General features: G+C 69.3%; 16 protein-coding genes and 3 tRNA genes. 6 read left to right on the plus strand and 13 right to left on the minus strand.

The features are described 5' to 3' along the window. Positions 1-31: 31 nt before the first annotated feature. From AB0N78_RS10310 to AB0N78_RS10335, 6 genes are all read right to left on the minus strand, one after another. Positions 32-457 (minus strand): MaoC family dehydratase, encoded by a 426-nt coding sequence (locus AB0N78_RS10310; protein WP_363389384.1) that lies wholly within the window; start codon positions 455-457, stop codon positions 32-34. Beyond that, a complete protein-coding gene (locus AB0N78_RS10315) occupies positions 457-906 on the minus strand; it encodes a MaoC family dehydratase N-terminal domain-containing protein (protein ID WP_363389387.1) in 450 nt (149 codons plus the stop codon). Before AB0N78_RS10315 ends, AB0N78_RS10310 begins: the two co-directional genes overlap by 1 nt. A gap of 15 nt (positions 907-921) precedes the next feature. After that, positions 922-1,092 (minus strand): 50S ribosomal protein L33, encoded by a 171-nt coding sequence (gene rpmG / locus AB0N78_RS10320; protein ID WP_169164420.1) that lies wholly within the window; start codon positions 1,090-1,092, stop codon positions 922-924. 74 nt (positions 1,093-1,166) lie between these two features. Further along, positions 1,167-1,243 (minus strand) — tRNA-Met (locus tag AB0N78_RS10325). Between the two features lie 53 nt (positions 1,244-1,296). Then, positions 1,297-1,369: transfer RNA gene (locus tag AB0N78_RS10330), tRNA-Thr, on the minus strand. 131 nt (positions 1,370-1,500) lie between these two features. Then, positions 1,501-1,582, minus strand: a tRNA-Tyr gene (locus tag AB0N78_RS10335). A gap of 131 nt (positions 1,583-1,713) precedes the next feature. On the opposite strand from AB0N78_RS10335, the gene AB0N78_RS10340 reads away from it, so the two are divergent. Beyond that, a complete protein-coding gene (locus AB0N78_RS10340) occupies positions 1,714-2,214 on the plus strand; it encodes a YajQ family cyclic di-GMP-binding protein (RefSeq protein ID WP_363389390.1) in 501 nt (166 codons plus the stop codon). A 47-nt stretch (positions 2,215-2,261) separates the two neighbouring features. On the opposite strand, the gene htpX is transcribed toward AB0N78_RS10340, so the two are convergent. Continuing rightward, positions 2,262-3,140, minus strand: a complete 879-nt coding sequence (htpX, locus tag AB0N78_RS10345; protein ID WP_363389393.1) for a zinc metalloprotease HtpX — start codon at positions 3,138-3,140, stop codon at positions 2,262-2,264. A gap of 133 nt (positions 3,141-3,273) precedes the next feature. On the opposite strand from htpX, the gene AB0N78_RS10350 reads away from it, so the two are divergent. Genes AB0N78_RS10350 through AB0N78_RS10360 form a run of 3 tightly spaced genes read left to right on the plus strand, consistent with a single transcriptional unit; the run spans position 3,274 to position 5,770 of the window. Continuing rightward, a complete protein-coding gene (locus AB0N78_RS10350; RefSeq protein ID WP_363389395.1) occupies positions 3,274-4,116 on the plus strand; it encodes a transporter substrate-binding domain-containing protein in 843 nt (280 codons plus the stop codon). Continuing rightward, positions 4,116-5,024, plus strand: coding sequence for an amino acid ABC transporter permease (locus AB0N78_RS10355; protein WP_363389398.1), 909 nt, complete (start codon positions 4,116-4,118; stop codon positions 5,022-5,024). Before AB0N78_RS10350 ends, AB0N78_RS10355 begins: the two co-directional genes overlap by 1 nt. After that, a complete protein-coding gene (locus AB0N78_RS10360; RefSeq protein WP_363389400.1) occupies positions 5,021-5,770 on the plus strand; it encodes an amino acid ABC transporter ATP-binding protein in 750 nt (249 codons plus the stop codon). Before AB0N78_RS10355 ends, AB0N78_RS10360 begins: the two co-directional genes overlap by 4 nt. A gap of 26 nt (positions 5,771-5,796) precedes the next feature. Here AB0N78_RS10360 and eccCa read toward each other — a convergent pair whose 3' ends face one another. Then, complete coding sequence (gene eccCa, locus AB0N78_RS10365; protein WP_363389403.1) at positions 5,797-9,783, minus strand: type VII secretion protein EccCa; 3,987 nt, start codon at positions 9,781-9,783, stop codon at positions 5,797-5,799. Between the two features lie 241 nt (positions 9,784-10,024). On the opposite strand from eccCa, the gene AB0N78_RS10370 reads away from it, so the two are divergent. Both AB0N78_RS10370 and AB0N78_RS10375 read left to right on the plus strand, forming a co-directional pair. Beyond that, complete coding sequence (locus tag AB0N78_RS10370; RefSeq protein ID WP_363389405.1) at positions 10,025-11,383, plus strand: hypothetical protein; 1,359 nt, start codon at positions 10,025-10,027, stop codon at positions 11,381-11,383. Between the two features lie 22 nt (positions 11,384-11,405). After that, positions 11,406-12,710 (plus strand): FHA domain-containing protein, encoded by a 1,305-nt coding sequence (locus AB0N78_RS10375; RefSeq protein ID WP_363389407.1) that lies wholly within the window; start codon positions 11,406-11,408, stop codon positions 12,708-12,710. Positions 12,711-12,767: 57 nt separating this feature from the next. On the opposite strand, the gene AB0N78_RS10380 is transcribed toward AB0N78_RS10375, so the two are convergent. The 5 genes from AB0N78_RS10380 to AB0N78_RS10400 all read right to left on the minus strand — a co-directional run bounded on the left by AB0N78_RS10380 (position 12,768) and on the right by AB0N78_RS10400 (position 16,653). Further along, a complete protein-coding gene (locus tag AB0N78_RS10380; RefSeq protein ID WP_363389409.1) occupies positions 12,768-13,751 on the minus strand; it encodes a hypothetical protein in 984 nt (327 codons plus the stop codon). A 470-nt stretch (positions 13,752-14,221) separates the two neighbouring features. Further along, positions 14,222-15,484, minus strand: coding sequence for a S8 family serine peptidase (locus AB0N78_RS10385; RefSeq protein ID WP_363389415.1), 1,263 nt, complete (start codon positions 15,482-15,484; stop codon positions 14,222-14,224). Between the two features lie 23 nt (positions 15,485-15,507). Continuing rightward, positions 15,508-15,873, minus strand: coding sequence for a hypothetical protein (locus AB0N78_RS10390; RefSeq protein WP_363389418.1), 366 nt, complete (start codon positions 15,871-15,873; stop codon positions 15,508-15,510). Positions 15,874-16,038: 165 nt separating this feature from the next. Next, positions 16,039-16,323 carry a WXG100 family type VII secretion target gene (locus AB0N78_RS10395; protein WP_363389421.1) on the minus strand — a complete coding sequence of 95 codons (285 nt, stop codon included), beginning with the start codon at positions 16,321-16,323 and terminating at the stop codon, positions 16,039-16,041. An 18-nt stretch (positions 16,324-16,341) separates the two neighbouring features. Then, on the minus strand, positions 16,342-16,653 hold the full coding sequence (locus tag AB0N78_RS10400) for a WXG100 family type VII secretion target (RefSeq protein WP_363389423.1): 312 nt from the start codon (positions 16,651-16,653) through the stop codon (positions 16,342-16,344). Positions 16,654-16,990 lie beyond the last annotated feature (337 nt).

Below are 16,990 nucleotides of genomic sequence, written 5' to 3' on the forward strand. Positions count from 1 at the left end.
CAGCGGACGGTCGAGCGAGAGCTGGTCGGACTCAGCCCAACCGGACCACGGCCTGGCACTTGGCCAGGACCCGGGCACCGTCACAGGTAACCGTCAGATCGATCCGCGCGGTGCCGGCGTCGGCGTCCAGCGCCCCGACCGCCGCGACCACCTCGACCTCGGCATGGCCAGGATCGGGCACCGGGACCGGACGGGCGAAGCGAGTCTGGTAGTCGACGATCGCCCCCGGGTCGCCCACCCAGTCGGCGACCACTGAGGAGGCTGCACCCATGGTCCACATGCCGTGAGCGATCACTCCGGGCAGTCCGACCTCGGTGGCGAAGCGCTCGTTCCAGTGGATCGGGTTGAAGTCGCCGCTGGCACCGGCGTAGCGCACCAGCCGGGACCGATCAACGGTCAGCGTGCGGCGGGCGACCTCCTGGCCGACCGACAGCTCTGCGAACACCGGACGGGTCATCAGGAATCCTCCCCGCGGATCGCGAGGGTGGAGGTCACCGAGGCCACGGGCTGGCCGTCCTCGGCGGCGATCTCGCACCGGGTGGTCACCATCGACAATCCGGCACGCTCGGTGATCGCGTCGACGTGCAGCACCGTCACCAGCCGGTCACCGGCGTGGATCGGACGGTGGTGCACGAACCGCTCGTCAGCGTGGACGACACGGCTGAAGTCGATCCCGGCCGCCGGGTCCTGGATCAGCTGAGCCTCGGCCCGCTGCGCCACCACCACCGCGAAGGTGGGTGGGGCGATCACGTCCGGGTGACCCAGCGCCTGAGCGGCGGCGGGATCGACATGCGCGGGATGTTCTGCTCCCACGGCCTCCGCGAACTCGCGGAGCTTCACACGGCCGACCTCATAGGGCTCGTTCGGCGGGTACACCCGCCCGGCGAACTCCGAGTTGACGGCCACGGTCGATCCGCTGGGTCAGCGGGTCTCGCGGTGCAGCGTGTGACGGCCGTCGCGCGGGCAGAACTTCTTCATCTCCAGACGGTCGGGGTCGTTCCGACGGTTCTTCTTGGTGATGTAGTTCCGCTCCTTGCACTCGGTGCATGCGAGCGTGATCTTCGGACGGACGTCCGAGCTCTTGCTGGCCATGTTCGTGCCACCCTTCGCGCCAGTGGCGCCGTGTTCTGCCTGATCGCGCGCCGGCCGACGCGCTGGTTCGTACGTGGTAGCGGGAGCGGGGCTTGAACCCGCGACCTCACGATTATGAGTCGTGCGCTCTGACCAACTGAGCTACCCCGCCAGGGATGAGTCACGGGCCAGGACCATCTGGTCCTGGCCCGTGTCACATCACAGAGCCCCGAAAGGGAATCGAACCCTTGACCTTCTCCTTACCATGGAGACGCTCTGCCGACTGAGCTATCGGGGCAGCGCGAGAAACAGTACACGGCTCGTGGCCCCGGAGTGAAATCGAGCGTGGGACCCGCATGATCACCGGCCACGACCCGCACCGGAGACCAGAACAGGGCGCCCTCCGTGTGGAGGACGCCCTGTCGAGGGTGGCGGGTGAGGGATTCGAACCCCCGTAGGCATAGCCAGCTGATTTACAGTCAGCCCCCTTTGGCCGCTCGGGTAACCCGCCAAGGGTGGCGCACCGGTCTCGCGACCAGCGTGCGGATGGAAGGATAGCAAGGGTTCGGGGCCGCTCGTGACATCCGTCCACGTGCTGCATCGCCCGGAGCCCGCACCAACCCCGTCTCGCAGGAGGAAGTCATGGCCAGCGACTCGTCGTTCGACGTCGTCAGCAAGGTGGATCGGCAGGAGGTCGACAACGCGCTGAACCAGGCCGCCAAGGAGATCGCCCAGCGCTACGACTTCAAGGGGGTCGGTGCCTCCGTCGCGTGGAGCGGGGAGAAGATCCTCATGGTCGCGAACTCCGCCGAGCGGGTGCTGGCGGTGCTGGACGTGTTCCAGACCAAGCTGATCAAGCGCGGCATCTCCCTGAAGTCCCTGGACACCGGCGACGGTGAGCCGAAGCCCTCCGGCAAGGAGTACCGCCTGGAGGCGTCGATCAAGGAGGGTCTGTCCTCGGAGATCGCCAAGCAGGTCACCAAGCTGATCCGCGACGAGGGCCCCAAGGGCGTCAAGGGCGTGATCCAGGGTGACGAGGTCCGGGTGTCCGCCAAGAGCCGCGACGACCTGCAGACCGTGATCGCGCTGCTCAAGGGTGCCGACGACATCGACGCGGCACTGCAGTTCGTTAACTACCGCTGACCACCGCCGATCACCCGGTACTGACGGTCGCCGACAAGCCGCGAGCATCAGTACCGGGTGATCCCGCCCTGCTCCCCCGCCATCCGCTGCAATCGGGCGATCCGGTCGGCCATCGGCGGGTGGGTGGCGAAGAGCTTGCCCACCCCGGCGCCCTTGAACGGGTTCGCGATCATCAGGTGTGAGACGTCCACCAGTTCGCGCTCCTGCGGCAGTGGGCGCGCCTGAGTGCCCGCCTCCAGCTTGCGCAGCGCCGAGGCCAGGGCCATCGGATCGCCGGTCAGCTTCGCGCCGTCCTCATCCGCGTCGTACTCCCGGGTCCGGCTGATCGCGAGCTGGATGAGCGTGGCCGCGAAGGGCGCCAGCAGGGCCATCAGGATGCCCGCCAGCGGGTTACCCCCGCGCTCCCGACTGTTCCCGCCACCGAAGATCAGGGCGAACTGGGCGATGGACGTGATGACACCGGCCACCGCAGCCGCGATCGAGGACGTGAGGATGTCCCGGTTGTAGACGTGCATCAGCTCGTGGCCCAGAACGCCGCGCAGCTCACGCTCGTCCAGGATCTGCAGGATGCCCTCGGTACAGCAGACCGCCGCGTTGCGCGGGTTACGACCGGTGGCGAAGGCGTTGGGTGCCGCCGTAGGCGAGACGTAGAGCCGAGGCATCGGCTGACGGGCCTCGGTGGAGAGCTCGCGCACGATCCGGTACATCGCGGGCTGCTCGATCTCCGACACCGGGCGGGCGCGCATCGACCGGATCGCGATCTTGTCCGAGTTCCAGTACGAGTACGCGGTGGTCACCAGGCCGAGCACCGTGAAGATCCAGATGTACCGGCCACCGGCGATCAACGCCCCGATGCCAAGCAGCACCGCCCAGAGCACGCCGAACAGCAGCGCGGTCTTCAACCCGTTGTAGTGCCGGTGACCCATGGTCGTCCTTCCTCGGCGGATGCCTCGTCCTTCGAGACAACGCCGCACCTGCATCGGAGGTTCCCCTACCCTGTGCTCGCGCGCGGGCGCTGACCCGCGCGCGACACCGAACACTTCCCCCTGAGGAGACATCGTGCGTACCACCCGCATTCTGGCCCTGGCCGCTGCGAGCGCGCTGGCGCTCGCGGCGTGTGCGCCGACCGACGAGACCACCGACGACGCGACCACGGCCACCGACGGCAGCCTGAGCACGCTGACCGACGGCGTGCTGACCATCGGCACCTCCGACCCGGCTTACGAGCCCTGGGTGGTGGGCAACGACCCGAGCAGCGGCGAGGGCTACGAGGCGGCGGTCGCCTATGCGGTCGCGGAGCAGTTGGGTTACGACGCGGACCAGGTCGAGTGGGTCCCGGTGACCTTCGACCAGATCATCGCGCCGGGTGCCAAGAGCTTCGACTTCGCGATCAACCAGGTGTCGATCAGCGCGGAGCGCGCGGAGAACCTGGACTTCTCCACCTCGTACTACGACACCGCCCAGGCCGTGGTGACCGTCGAGGGCAGCCCGGCAGCGGATGCCGCGAGCCTGGCCGACCTCAAGGACGTGAAGCTCGGCGCGATGGTCGGGACCACCAGCCTGCAGGTGGCGGAGGACTCGATCCAGCCGTCCACCGACATCCAGGTCTTCAACGACAATGACCAGGTCAAGCAGGCGCTGACCTCCGGCCTGGTGGACGCGATCGTCGTCGACCTGCCGACCGCGCTCTACATCACCGCCGCGGAGCTGGACGGTGGGGTGCTGGTCGGGCAGCTGCCGGCCGGTGACGACCCGGACCAGCTCGGCCTGGTGCTGGACAAGGACTCGGCGCTGACCGAGCCGGTGTCGGAGGCGGTGGACGCCCTACGTGAGGACGGCACCCTCGCCGACCTGCAGGACGAGTGGCTGACCGACGCCGCAGGTGCCCCGGTCCTGAAGTGATGAGCACCGCAGATCAGCACGCCGACGGCGTCCGGGCCGAGACCGCCTGGACGCCGTCGGCGCGTCAGCGTGACCGTGACGCCTACCGCCGTGGCCGGGCCCGACGCTCGGTGCTGGTGGCCATCGTCAGCACCGTGCTGGTGGTCGGGGTGGCGGTGCTGGCCCTGGTCAGCTCGCCCGGGTGGCCGCGGGTCAAGAAGTCGTTCCTGGACCCGCATGTGGCCTGGGACTCGCTGCCCAAAGTGCTGGAAGGCCTCTGGCTGAACGTGCGCGTGATGGTGGTGTGCGCCGTCATCATCGTGGTGCTCGCCATGCTGCTCGCCCTGGCCCGGACCCTGCGCGGGCCCGCGTTCTTCCCGCTGCGGGCACTGGCCACCGGCTATGTCGACGTGTTCCGCGGCCTGCCGCTGATCCTGGTGCTGCTGCTGGTCGGCTTCGGACTGCCCGGCCTGCGCCTGCAGGGCATCCCGACCTCGGCGGTAGTGCTCGGCGGGATCGCGCTGGTGCTGACCTACTCGGCCTATGTCGCCGAGGTGTTCCGCGCGGGCATCGAGTCCGTGCACCCGTCGCAGATCGCCTCGGCACGGTCGCTGGGACTCACCCGGGGGCAGACCCTGCGCCATGTGGTGCTGCCGCAAGCGGTGCGCCGGGTGATCCCGCCGCTGCTGAACGACCTGGTGTCACTGTCCAAGGACTCCGGTCTGATCTCGATTCTGGGTGCCATCGACGCGGTGCGGGCCGCCCAGATGAAGACCGCCGAGTACGCGAACTTCACGCCCTACGTGGTGGCGGGCATCCTGTTCGTGCTGCTGACCATCCCGCTGACCCGGTTCACCGACGCACTGGCCAAGCGCGGCGGCTGGCTGGGCTCGCAAAGCGGGCTGAGCGGGGCGGGGGCCATGCGATGACCGCGACGAGCGAGCCCCTGCTGCAGATCGACCGGGTGCGCAAGGCCTTCGGTGACCACGTGGTCCTGGACGACCTGTCCCTGGACGTGCACGAGCACCAGGTCGTGGTGCTGATCGGTTCCTCCGGCTCCGGGAAGTCGACGCTGCTGCGCTGCATCAACCTGCTGGAAGAGGTCGACGACGGCGTGATCACCGTCGCCGGGCAGGAGATCACCGACCCCCGCGCGGACGCGAACGCGATCCGGGCGCGGATCGGCATGGTCTTCCAGTCCTACAACCTGTTCCCGCACCTGCGAGTGCTGGACAACGTCGCCCTGGCCCCACGGCTGGTGCACAAACTCGACCGGGGCGAGGCTCGCGAGCGCGCCGCGGCGATGCTGGACCGGGTCGGGCTGTCCGCCAAGGCCACGGCCTTCCCCGACGAGCTCTCCGGTGGACAGCAGCAGCGGGTGGCCATTGCCCGCGCCCTGGTGGGTCAGCCCGCGCTCATGCTCCTGGACGAGGTCACCAGCGCACTGGACCCGGAATTGGTCGGCGAGGTGCTGGACCTGCTCGGCGAGCTGAAGGAGGACGGCACCACCATGGTGCTGGCCACCCATGAGATGAGCTTCGCCCGGCACGTGGCCGACCAGGTGTGCTTCCTGCACCAGGGTCGGATCCTGGAGCAGGGCCCACCGGAGCAGGTGCTGGTCGAGCCGCGCGAGCAGCGCACCCGCGACTTCCTGCACCGCTTCACCTCGAACTGACCGCGGGCGGTGCGCCCCGCCGACGCTCAGAGCGCCGGCGGGGTCCAGGCGAGCTGCACCACTTGCAGGCCCTCGTCCCGGGTGACCAGCTGCGCCCGACCGGGCACCGCCGGATGCGGACGCGCCGCCCCGATCAGCTGCCCCTCGTCCGGGCTGCCGGAGAGCACCAGGCCCGGAGCGGCCAGGTCGCGCAGCCCCTGGAGCACCGGCTCGTACATCGCCCGGCTGGCACCACCTGAACGACGGGTCAGCACCAGGTGCAGTCCGACGTCGGAGGCCTGGGCCAGCAGCGGGGCGAGCGCCGCCACCGGGTTGCCGGTGGCGGTGGCGACCAGGTCGTAGTCGTCCACCAGCAGGAACACCTCCGCACCGGTCCACCAGGACCGTGCCCGCAGCTGCTCCGGAGTCACATCCGGGCCCGGCAGCCGGTTGCGCAGGTACTCGGCCAACCCGCCGAGCTCCCCCGCTGCCTGCTCCTGGGTGGTGAAGTACCCGGCCAGGTACTCCTCCGGGATCTCGCCCAGCAGCGAGCGCCGGAAGTCCACCGCGAAGATCTGCGCCTCCTTGGGGGTGTACATCCGCTGCACCTCGGCCGCGACCACCCGCAGCAGGTTGGACTTGCCGGAGCCACCGTCGCCGAAGGCATACAGATGCGACTCGGCGCGGAAGTCCAAGCCCACCGGGGCAAGCTTCGACTCGTCCACGCCCAGCACCGCGCGCCCGGGGTCGAGGCCCGGGGTCGCCACCAGCGCGTCCAACCGGATCTCCTCCGGCAGCAGCCGCAGTTTGGGGCCGAGCGGTCCCTGCCAAGAACCGTTCACCTTCTCGATCAGGTCGGCCACACCGCTGCCCAGCGTGCCCGGATCGCAGTCGCCATCGATCCGCGGCAGGTTGGTCAGCACATGGTGTTTGGTCGCCACCAGGCCACGGCCCGGACGGCCCTTGGGCACGTTCCCGGCGATCTTCCGGTCGAACTCGGAGTCCATCGGGTCACCGAGCCGCAACTCCAACCGGGTGCCGAACAGGTCCTTGATCTGGGTCCGGAAATCCATCCACCGCGCAGTCGAGACCACCAGGTGCATACCGAAGGTCAGTCCGCGACCGGCCAGCGCCTGGATTCGCTGCTCCAACTCGTCGAATTCCTGCCGGATGGTCGACCACCCGTCCACCAGCAGGAAGATGTCGCCGTAGCCGTCGTCCACCTGACCGTGTGCCCGGCGGTCCCGGTAGGTCTCGATCGAGTCGATGCCATGCGCACGGAAGTACCGTTCGCGCTCGTCCACGATCTGCTCGACCTCGGCGACCATCCGGCGGACCACCTCCGGCTCGGACCGCGCAGCGACCCCGGCCACATGGGCCAACCCACTCAGCGGCGCGAAGGTGCCCCCACCGAAGTCGAGGACGTAGAACTGCACCTCCAGTGGAGTCCGGGTCAACGCCAGACCGGTCAGCACCGAGCGCAGCACCGTGCTCTTCCCGGTCCGCGGAGCACCGACCACCGCCATGTGCCCGGCTGCCCCGTCCAAGGAGACGGTCAGGTTCTCCCGGCGCTGCTCCAACGGCCGGTCCACGATGCCGAGCGGGAAGGTCAGCGCACCCGCGGCCCGCCACCCCGGAGAGACCAGCCCGAGCTGCGGGTCCACGGTCAGATCCGGCATCAACTCGTCGAGCGTCTTCGGCTCAACCAGCGGGGGCAACCACACCTGGTGCGCGGCTGGACCCTGACCCTTCATCTTCTGCACCGCGATGTCGAAGGTGGCCCGGGTCTCCTCCGGCTCGCCCGGCACCACCTGAGCAGTGGCGGGCACCTCAGCGTCGATGGACGCCAGCACCGGTGCCGCAGTGAAGCTCTCCAACCGGGTCAGACCCGCCCGGCCACCCTCAGTCGTGACACCAGCGGCCCGGCGGCGGGTCTTCGGCGGACCGGAGACATAGGCGGCACGGAACTGGATCATCGTGGTCGTGTCCGGCTTGAGATAGCCCATACCCGGCACCGGCGGCAGCTCGTAGGCGTCCGGCACACCGAGCACCGTGCGCGACTCCGCCGCGGAGAACGTGCGCAGACCGATCCGGTAGGACAGGTGCGACTCCAACCCGCGCAGTTTGCCCTCCTCCAGGCGCTGCGAGGACATCAACAGGTGCATCTGCAGCGATCGACCCAGCCGTCCGATGGTGAGGAACAGGTCCACGAACTCCGGCTTGGCGGTCAGCAGCTCGGAGAACTCGTCGGCGACGATCAGCAGCGCCGGCAGCGGGGCCAGATCCGTGCGACCGTCCTTACGCGCCTTCTCATAGTCGGAGACATTCGCGAAGTTGCCGGCCGACCGCAGCAGTTCTTGACGGCGCACCATCTCCCCCTGGAGCGCGTCCTGCATCCGGTCGACCAGGGTCAGCTCCTCACCGAGGTTGGTGATGATCGCCGAGACATGCGGCATATCCGCCATCCCGGCGAAGGTCGCACCACCCTTGAAGTCGACCAGGACAAAGTTCAGGTCCTCCGACGAGTGAGTCAACGCCAGCGCCAGCACCAGCGTCCGCAGCACCTCCGACTTACCGGACCCGGTCGCACCGATAATCAGCCCGTGCGGGCCCATGCCCTGCTGCGCCGACTCCTTGATGTCCAGAGCGATCGGTTGGCCCTGCGTCGTGACACCGATCGGCACCCGCAGCCGGTCACGGGCCAGACGCGGCTTCCACGCCTGGCGCAGGTCGAGGTCGCGGATGTCCCCCAGCCCCAGCAGGTCGGTCAGCTCGGAGGAGACTTCCTCATCCGAGCGCTCCGGACCGGCCGCCACGTACAGCGGCAGCAACCGCCGTGCCGTCGCCTCGGCATCAGCCACCGACAGCTGGTCGCCCTCCACCCGCACCGGCGCACTGCCCAGACGCAGCACGTCCACCGGGGCACGGGTCACCGCGTCGGGCCCGGTCACCGCCGCCCCCACCGTCAACCGGAGCGTGCTGGGCACCGACAGCTCGTCCCAGCGCTCCGGCAGCTCCAGCACGGTCACGCCCTGCACGCCGTCCGGGGTGACGATGCTGTTGCCGACCGGGATGTGCCCACCGTCGACGACGATCACCACATGGGGCAGCACCGCCTCACCCGCCAGCCCGAACCGGGGCCGATCGGACAGGTCCTCGGGGAGCAGCGACTCCACATCGGCCAACTCGGTGCCGAGCATTCGGGCCGCGCCCACCGCATCACGGGACCGTGCGGAGTGCGCATGCGGGAGCCACTTCACCCAGTCCCACTCGGGCAGGGCCGCCGCCGAGGCGACCACCGCGATCTGCAGGTCCTCCGGGCTGTGGAAGGTCGCGAGCTGCGTGATCAGCGCCCGCGCGAGCGCCCGGGACTCCCCCTCGGCACCAGTGATCTCGATCCGGGCCGCGCCCGCCGCCTCCACGGTCAGCGGCACGCCCTGTTGCACCCGGTGCGTGACCAGGAACCGGTGCGCCGCCGAGGCCGCCACCGGGTCGAGCTGCGCCAGCGGCGGGGTCTCCGGTGCCTCCAGATCCACACACAGCGGTTGCGGACCCACCCCGATCCGTGCCCGCATGAAGTCCTCGTGTGCCGGTCGCCGCTCCCACACCCGGGTGCGTTCCTCCGCCACCGCGGCCAGGGCGCGCGGATCCGGGGCATTCCACTCGGCGGCCCGACGCTGCGCGGAGGCGGCGCGGCGCACCGAGTTCCGCAGATCGGAGAGATAGGCCAGGTACTCCCGGCGTGCGCCGACCACCTGTGCCTGGTGTTGCGACCGCTGCCGCCAGCCGTTCACCGCGACGAATCCCAACGAGGCGAACAGGAACATGCCCGCCGTGATCATTCCGCGCACACCCGGTTGGTTCATCGCCACGAACACGATCGACCCCACCGACCCGAGCATCGGAATCAGGTTGGCCAGCAGACCGCTGATCCCGTCCGAGGGCTGGGTCTCCGGCGGTGGCTGCAACACCACCTGCCCGGACGGCACCGACGGCGGGTCCAACCGACCCGTGTGCTGCGGCGAACTCGACACGTTCGTCGCCCCTTCCCCTGTGCGCGCGGGCACACGACGTCCCCGGCTCTCACCGTGAACGTAGGCGCACGGATGCTCACTCAGGCCCGTTTCGGCCGAGGTGAAGCAGTCAAACGCCTCTTAATGAGTGCCGGACTACTCAGAATGGTCCCGGATCGCCCATTGGTGGTGGTCACGGGACCTACAGTGCAGATGCCGCGCTGGACCGCTCCGGTCGCGCGAGGGGACCCGGAGGTGAGACATGACGGTGGCGACCGCGCCACTGGTCCGGGTCGGCCTGCACCTGGGTCCACGACGCATCGACGTCGCCCTCGACGACGCGCGCACCTTCGCCGAGGTCCTCACCGCCGCCCAGGTCCCGCCCGTGCGGGGGCTGCTGGTGCTCGACTCCGCCGGTCGGGTGCTCGACCTGAACGCGCCGGTCGCCGCCCAGGTCGAGGACGGGGCCCTGGTGCACGTGGTCGCCCCCGCACCTCGGCCTCGACGCGGACGCGGTGGCCGGGTGCTCGGCCCGGTCGGCGACGACACGCCCCGACGGCCCCTCCCCGTGGGCGGGATGCTCGCCGCCGGCAGCGCGGTGACTCTGGCCGTTGCACTGATCTTCCTGTGGGTCGGGTCCCCGGACGGGATCACGTCCACCGTTGCCGGCGCGGTCATCGGCACTGCGGCTGTCGCCCTGGCGACCCTGTCCCACTCGACCGCCGCGACGGTGGCCGCACCGGTGTGGGCCGGCTGTGCCGCGGTGATCGCGAGCGCCCCCCAGTCTGGCCCCGACCGACGCCTCGCCCTGGTCGCCGGACTGACCGCCGCTGCTGCCATCGCCGGGATCGACTACCTGCGCACCCGGATCGACCGTCAGGGCGAGGACCTGGCTGCGGTGCTCCTGGCCGGCTGGGGAACCGCCGCCGTCACCTGCGCCGCCACCCTGCTCACCACCAAGCCCACTGTCATCGCGGCCGGGCTGCTGGTCGGACTCGCGCCCCTCGCCCTGCGGCTGTTGCCGGTGCTCTCGCTGCGGGTGCCCGACTCACAGTTGATCGACCTGGCCCATGTCAGCCGCTCCGCCCCCAGCGTCCGTGGCACCCGACCCCGTGGCCTGGGGCGGGTCAACGACCGCCAGGTGAACCGCACCGTGCACGCCGCTGAGCGCCGCGCGGACGCCGGGGTGCTGCTGGTCGCACTGCTGCCGGTGCTGCTGCTCCCCGCGGTGCTGACCGCCGCGTTGCAGGGCGGCGCACTCACACGCTGGGCCGGGTTCGCCCTGGTGCTGCTGCTCCTGGCCGTGCTGGCCCTGCAACCGCGCACCGCACGACGGGCGGTGGCCCGCTGGGCGCCCCGGGTGGCCGCCGGGATCGTGCTGGTCGAAGGCGTGCTACTGCTCGGCCCGTGGCTGGGCCTGGTCGGTGCGGCCTCCGCCGGGATCGCCGTCGCGCTGGCACTCGTGCTGGTGGCTGTCGCCTCGTTCCTGGGCCGTGGCTGGCGTTCCGTCCTCGCCTCCCGGCTCGCCGACACCGCCGAGAGCTTGGCCATGGCCCTGGTTCTGCCCGCCGCGCTGGTGGCGGTCGACCTGATCGAGATCCTCCGACGTGTGACGTCCTGACCCGACGACCCTGGGAACATCCGTGCAGCAGATCACCCCCGACGGACCGCCGTGCACCGGCTGCCGCCGCCCCCTGCGGGCCGGCGCTCGGTTCTGCACCTCCTGTGGCACACCGGTCGGCGGCCCCGCCGCGGAGAGCACGCTCGGCGGTGCCCCCATCACGGTCGTCCAGGATGCGCAGCCGGAGGCACGCCGCCGGGCCCGTCCCACCGAGCAGGCTCCCGTGCTGGCCACCTCCTTCGGGCTGGCCGCCCCGGCCGGGTTGGGCCGACGACTCGCCGCGTTCACCGTCGACCTCGCCGCGACCGCCGCTGTGGCAGCCGGGGTGTGGTTCGGCACCGGGCATGTGCTCTACCCGGCGCTCGCCGTCGTCGAACTCGGGATCGGGCTCACCGTCTGGGAGGCGCGCACCGGCCGCACGCTCGGCAACTCTCTGTTCGGACTGCGCACGGCCCGGGTCGACGCGCCGTACAACGTCGGACCACGCCGCGCGTTCCTGCGTGCACTGCCCCTGGCCGGCGGCTACCTCGTCGCCGGAGTCGGTGAATGGGCCGTGGTCGCCTCCGCGGGGTTCGACCGCACTGGCCGCAACCAGGGCTGGCACGACCGCGCCGGACGGGCCGTGGTGGTGGACATCCGGGCGCAGGAGCGTGCCGTCATCGCCGACGAGGAGGCGCTGGCGCAGGCGATGAGCGCACCGGCTGATGCCTACGCAGCGCGGCCGGCCGCTCCGCGCACCGCCGGTGCGGCTGGACAGTCGGGGGTGGCGACCGTGGCGGTGGGGCAACAGGTTGGGGCCACCACTGCGGCGACACCGGGTGGGCGGCCTGCGATGACCCCGGTCAGTAGGCCGTCAGCACCGGCGGCCGGGCAACCGAACGTGCCCCAGACGGCACATCTGGCGTCACCCTCAGCCCCCACCACCGGACAGCCAGGCGTCTCATCGGCCGCGTCGACCGGCCTTCCCGCTCCGACACCGGCGGCCAACCCTCCGGGGATGCCGACCCTGCACATCCTCACGTTGGACACCGGCGTCGCGATGTCGGTCACCGGCCCCGGCGTGATCGGGCGGGCCCCCCAGCCGATCCCTGGCGAACCCTGCGACCACGTCGTCACCATCGAGGACCCGGAGCGCTCGGTCTCGCGCACCCATGCACGCTTCGGCATGGACGAGGGACGCTTCTGGGTACAGGACGCAGGTTCCGGCAACGGCACCACGCTCCAGCTACCCGACGGGCGAGTCGTTCCGGTGCCTGTCGACCAGCGAGTCGCGGTGCCCGCCGGGTCCACGATCCAGGTCGGTGCCCGCAGCGTCCACGTGGACTGACCGCACACATGACGAGGGCCCAGTGGAGCTGACTCCACCGGGCCCTCGTGATGTCGGTCACCAGCTGTCGTCATCCTCCTGGACCACGGCCGGAGTCGACTGCGGCAACTGCGCGCGGCCACCCGCACTCGCCCCCGAACCCAACGCCACGGGACCGGTGCCGTCATCGACACCCAAATCCGGGGCCAGCAGATCACCGGACGAGGACCGGCCCTGCTTCTTGTCCCCACCAGCACCACCGCGACCACCGCCGCCCATCGGCATGGCCGAGGACGACGATCCACCCCCGGCCCGCGAACCCGCACCCGAGCCCGCCGCACCGGAGCCCGTCATCGATACAGAACCAGACACACTCGACCCGCTCGCACCCAGCGCACCAGCACCCGTCCCGACACCGGGCATTCCGCCGCCGAGACCAGCACCAGCGCCCAGGCCACCGGAGGACATCGCCAACCCGGCACCGCCGGCCATCAGACCGCCCGCAGCCAACCCCGCGCCGCCCATGCCCGAACCGAATCCAGACGAGGCGTAGGCCGACCCGGTGCCACCGGCGCCGGTGCCCGTGCCGAAGGTTCCGGTCATCGCACCGTCCGAGGAGGTGCCGTCACCGAGGCCCGGGGGCGGGGTGTAGCCGCCGACGGTGCCGCCACCACCTCCAGTTCCACCACCGAACGAACCCGAGGATGAACCGCTGCCGGAGCCCGCGTTGGACCAGGAACTGTTGCCGGAGGTCGAGTAGTCGCCAAGGGGACTACCCGCGCCCGAGTACTGCCCGCCGCTCCCGAACCCATGTGCCTGGTGCGCCACGACGGTCACGCCCGGAGAAGTCACCGATCCGCCGGAACCGTAGGAACCGGTGTAGTCGGGGATGGCGATGCCACCGAAGTCGCCTCCGCCGCCCGCCCGGGATCCGCCGGAACTGCCGCCGGAGCCACTGGAGGGTGACGATCCGACATTCGGGCCCGCCGGGGATGTCGATCCTTGCCCCTCCTCGAAGCGCGACTCCGCCGGAGTAAGACTGATTGCATTCAGTGATGTCACGAGCTTCTCAAGGGCCGCTCGGGCGGTTTCCTCCCTGGCAGCTTCGTGCGCAGCCATGAACTCTCGCGATGCCTCGGCGGAAGCGCGACGTGCCGCGCTTGGGGTGTCTGCCGTTCCTCCAGCCCGCGCGACGGCTCGCTGCTCCTCAGCAGTGAGGGTCAACGTCGGCAGATTGGCATAGTCCGACTGAGCCTCCTCTACCGCAGCACGACCCGCCTCCACCCCGCCGCTGATTCCGGCAAGAGAATCCGCGAGAGTAGACACGTTCTTCTGAATCTCGTCGAGGTAGGCGGTGGCGGACTCCCCTGAAACCCCCCTGAGCCCGCCGCCGTCTGCCGCGACGGTCCGCACCAGCTGAGAAACTTCGAGAGCCTGTTCGCCGCGCTGTCGCAGGATTGAAACGTCGCTGGCGATTCCACCTGGACGCGCCTCGTTGATTCGAGCCAGCTCACTCTCATGCTCCCCTGCCATCACTGCTTCTCCTGAATCATCGCTGAGGACGAGACCGACTGCCGACGTCGGACGAGTATGACGGCTAGCGTGACACCAAAGACGAGTATCGCGACCCCCACACCGACGCCGATGTACACCGCCGTTTTGCTACCGTCACCAGACTGCGGCTCCGCATCGTTGGCCACTACCGTCGAAGTCGTAGGTGAGACCGTGGGTACACTCTGGTCGATGAGATCATCTCTGGCCTCTTCGATCTCGAAGACCGAGGGGCCCTCGGTGTTGTCTTCAGTCACGAACGGATGCTCGTGCTCATAATTGTTCGGATCGTCGGAGAGCATTGCCTTAATATTCAATGACCCGTAGCCGACTTCTTGGTCGCGTACAGGCTCGTGCGTCGCACCTTGGCTTCCCGTGTTATGGACAAGAAGCTGTAGAATTTGATTCGAACTAGCATCAGGAAATGCCGACCAAGCGAGCGCTAGGGCGCCCGAAACGTACGCGGCAGAGTACGAGGTCCCTTGCGATTCTTTGTATCCGTCGATCGCCGTGGTGTAGGAGCGAACCCCCTCGCCTGGCGCGACAACCCCTAGCTCTTTTCCAGTATTGCTGAACTCAGAAACTAGGTATTCCGGCCCGTAGGACCCCACTGCGACGACACCATTGTAAGACGCAGGGTGGGCGATCCATTGGATACCTTCGTTGCCAACAGCAGCAACCACAATGACGCCTGCAGCCACAGCCCGAGCTATCCAATCCGAGTCGATAGTAAGCCACGCCGAGATGCTGATTATATTCGCGCCGCTCTCGAGGGCGTCACGAAACGCCGCATTGCTGGCGGAAAGCCCGTCCTCGTGCGCCTTGGCACAGTTTTCCCCGTTCAACTTCGCAGAGTCTGGAAGCATCGCTGCATAATGGTCTACCTCCGCCCCCGGGGCGATGCCTCTGATTCCTGGCTGACCGTTAATTCCATCCCCGGTTCCCGAGATCATCGCGATCATCGACGTGGCATGCACTCCCGGGTCACCCGTCGCTGTCGCTGGTAACGGATTCATGTCGGCGTCCCAACAGTACGAGTCTTCCCGCACATTGAGGTTCGCCTCCGCGAGCTCGGGCGCCGTCGGGTTGATCTGCGTGTCGAGCACCGCGATTCGAATCCCAGACCCGTCCGCCCGCTCATGAATCTCCTCAAAGCCCCCGTCGTCGTAGTACCAGTCCCCCGACGACGCCGAGGCAGCCTGCCCGCCGGAGAGCACCAACGCCCCCGCCAGCACCACCGCCACGCCCGCGCTGCGCACCCCGCGCATCAGACGGCCCTCTGCACGCCGGTGGTGGGTTGCCCGTCCCCCAGGCACCGAGCGAGCGCGTCGAAGCGGCTCCGCACGTCGGCGTCCTGCTGCTCGTAGGCGGCCCGGCTGTCCAACAGGTTCTGCGCCGCGACCTGCAACCGCGCCTCGGCCTGCTCCAGCCCCATGCGGACCTCGTCGATCGCCCCGGCCACCCGGGTCGCGAATGCCGCCGCAGCGGGCACCGAGGACCACTGGCCGTCGCTCTGGTGTGCCGCCAGCCGGCTCAGCGTGCTGCGCAGTTGGCTCGTCTCGCCGTGCAGTTCGATCAGGCGGTTGACCTGCGTCAGCACCGCGTCCTCGTCGAACTGGATGTCCCCCGCCATGCCCCACGTCCTTCCACGCGCGTTCGACGTCCACCGCATGGCGGACGGCACCGTGCGGTCGCGCCTCCCCCTCATGCCTTGACGGCGGCAGGCACGACCGCACGGCGGTCTAGAACCCGAGGGCCACGTCACTCGGTGCGGAGTGCCGTGGCCCTCGGGGGTTGATCACCAGCGGCTGGCGTTGCTGCGCTCAGTCGACTGGTACTGCTCGCCGGAGGACTGCACGGCCTTACCGATCTCGGCCAGCAGGGCCTTCATGTCGGTGAGGGCGGCGCTCCACTTAGCGCGTGCGGCCTCGTAGGAACTGGCGGCCTCACCGGACCAGTTGGCCTTGAGCGGCTGGAGCTGCTGGTCCATGTCGTTGAGCTGCTGCTCGACCTTATTCGCGCCGGACACGATGTCCTGGGACGCGGTGGACACTGCTCCGAAGTTGACCTTCAGGTCACCCATGATGATTCCTCCCCCTGCTCAGCCGAGCCGGCCCTGAAGATTGCTGAAGACGGACGACTGCTGGTCGTCCTGCGCGGTGTAGTCCTTGTCGGAACCGATGAGGTTCTGCTCGAACTCGTTCAGCGCGGAGATGATCTTGGAGGCGTCCTCACGCCACCGGGTCATCAACTGCTGGAACGCGGTGGCGCCCTGGCCGACCCACATGGAGCCGATGCCGGAGAGCTGGCCCTCGAGAGCCTTCAGCTCCCCGTCGAGTGCCTGCTTGCTGCTCGCGACGATCTGGGCTCCGCGCTTGATCTGTCCATCACCGGCTGCAACCTCTGCGGACATGTCACCTCCCCCTTCCCGCCCCATGAGGGGGCAACGTGTCGGCCGCAGTCCGATGACAACGGCCCGTTCCGGGCCCACGGTGGTGAGTACGGAATCGCTGACGACGCTAACCAGCACTTTTAGGGGAGGGGGCATATGCGGCCAACTTCCCGTGGTGTGAGCGGTCCATTAGGGGAGGTTGCCGCCCACACAGGGGGCACTCAGGGCCGAAGTCAGCGCATCAGGAGCCCGGCCAGGGGGGTCGGTACTACTCACCTTTGCCCTGATCTCCCACGGTTCGGCCTCCGTGGCCCTCTCCCGCGGCTAGTTTGGCGGCCGTTCCGATCAGGAGGCACAG

Source organism: Cellulomonas sp. NPDC089187, from assembly GCF_040685135.1.
Classification (GTDB): Bacteria; Actinomycetota; Actinomycetes; order Actinomycetales; family Cellulomonadaceae; genus Cellulomonas.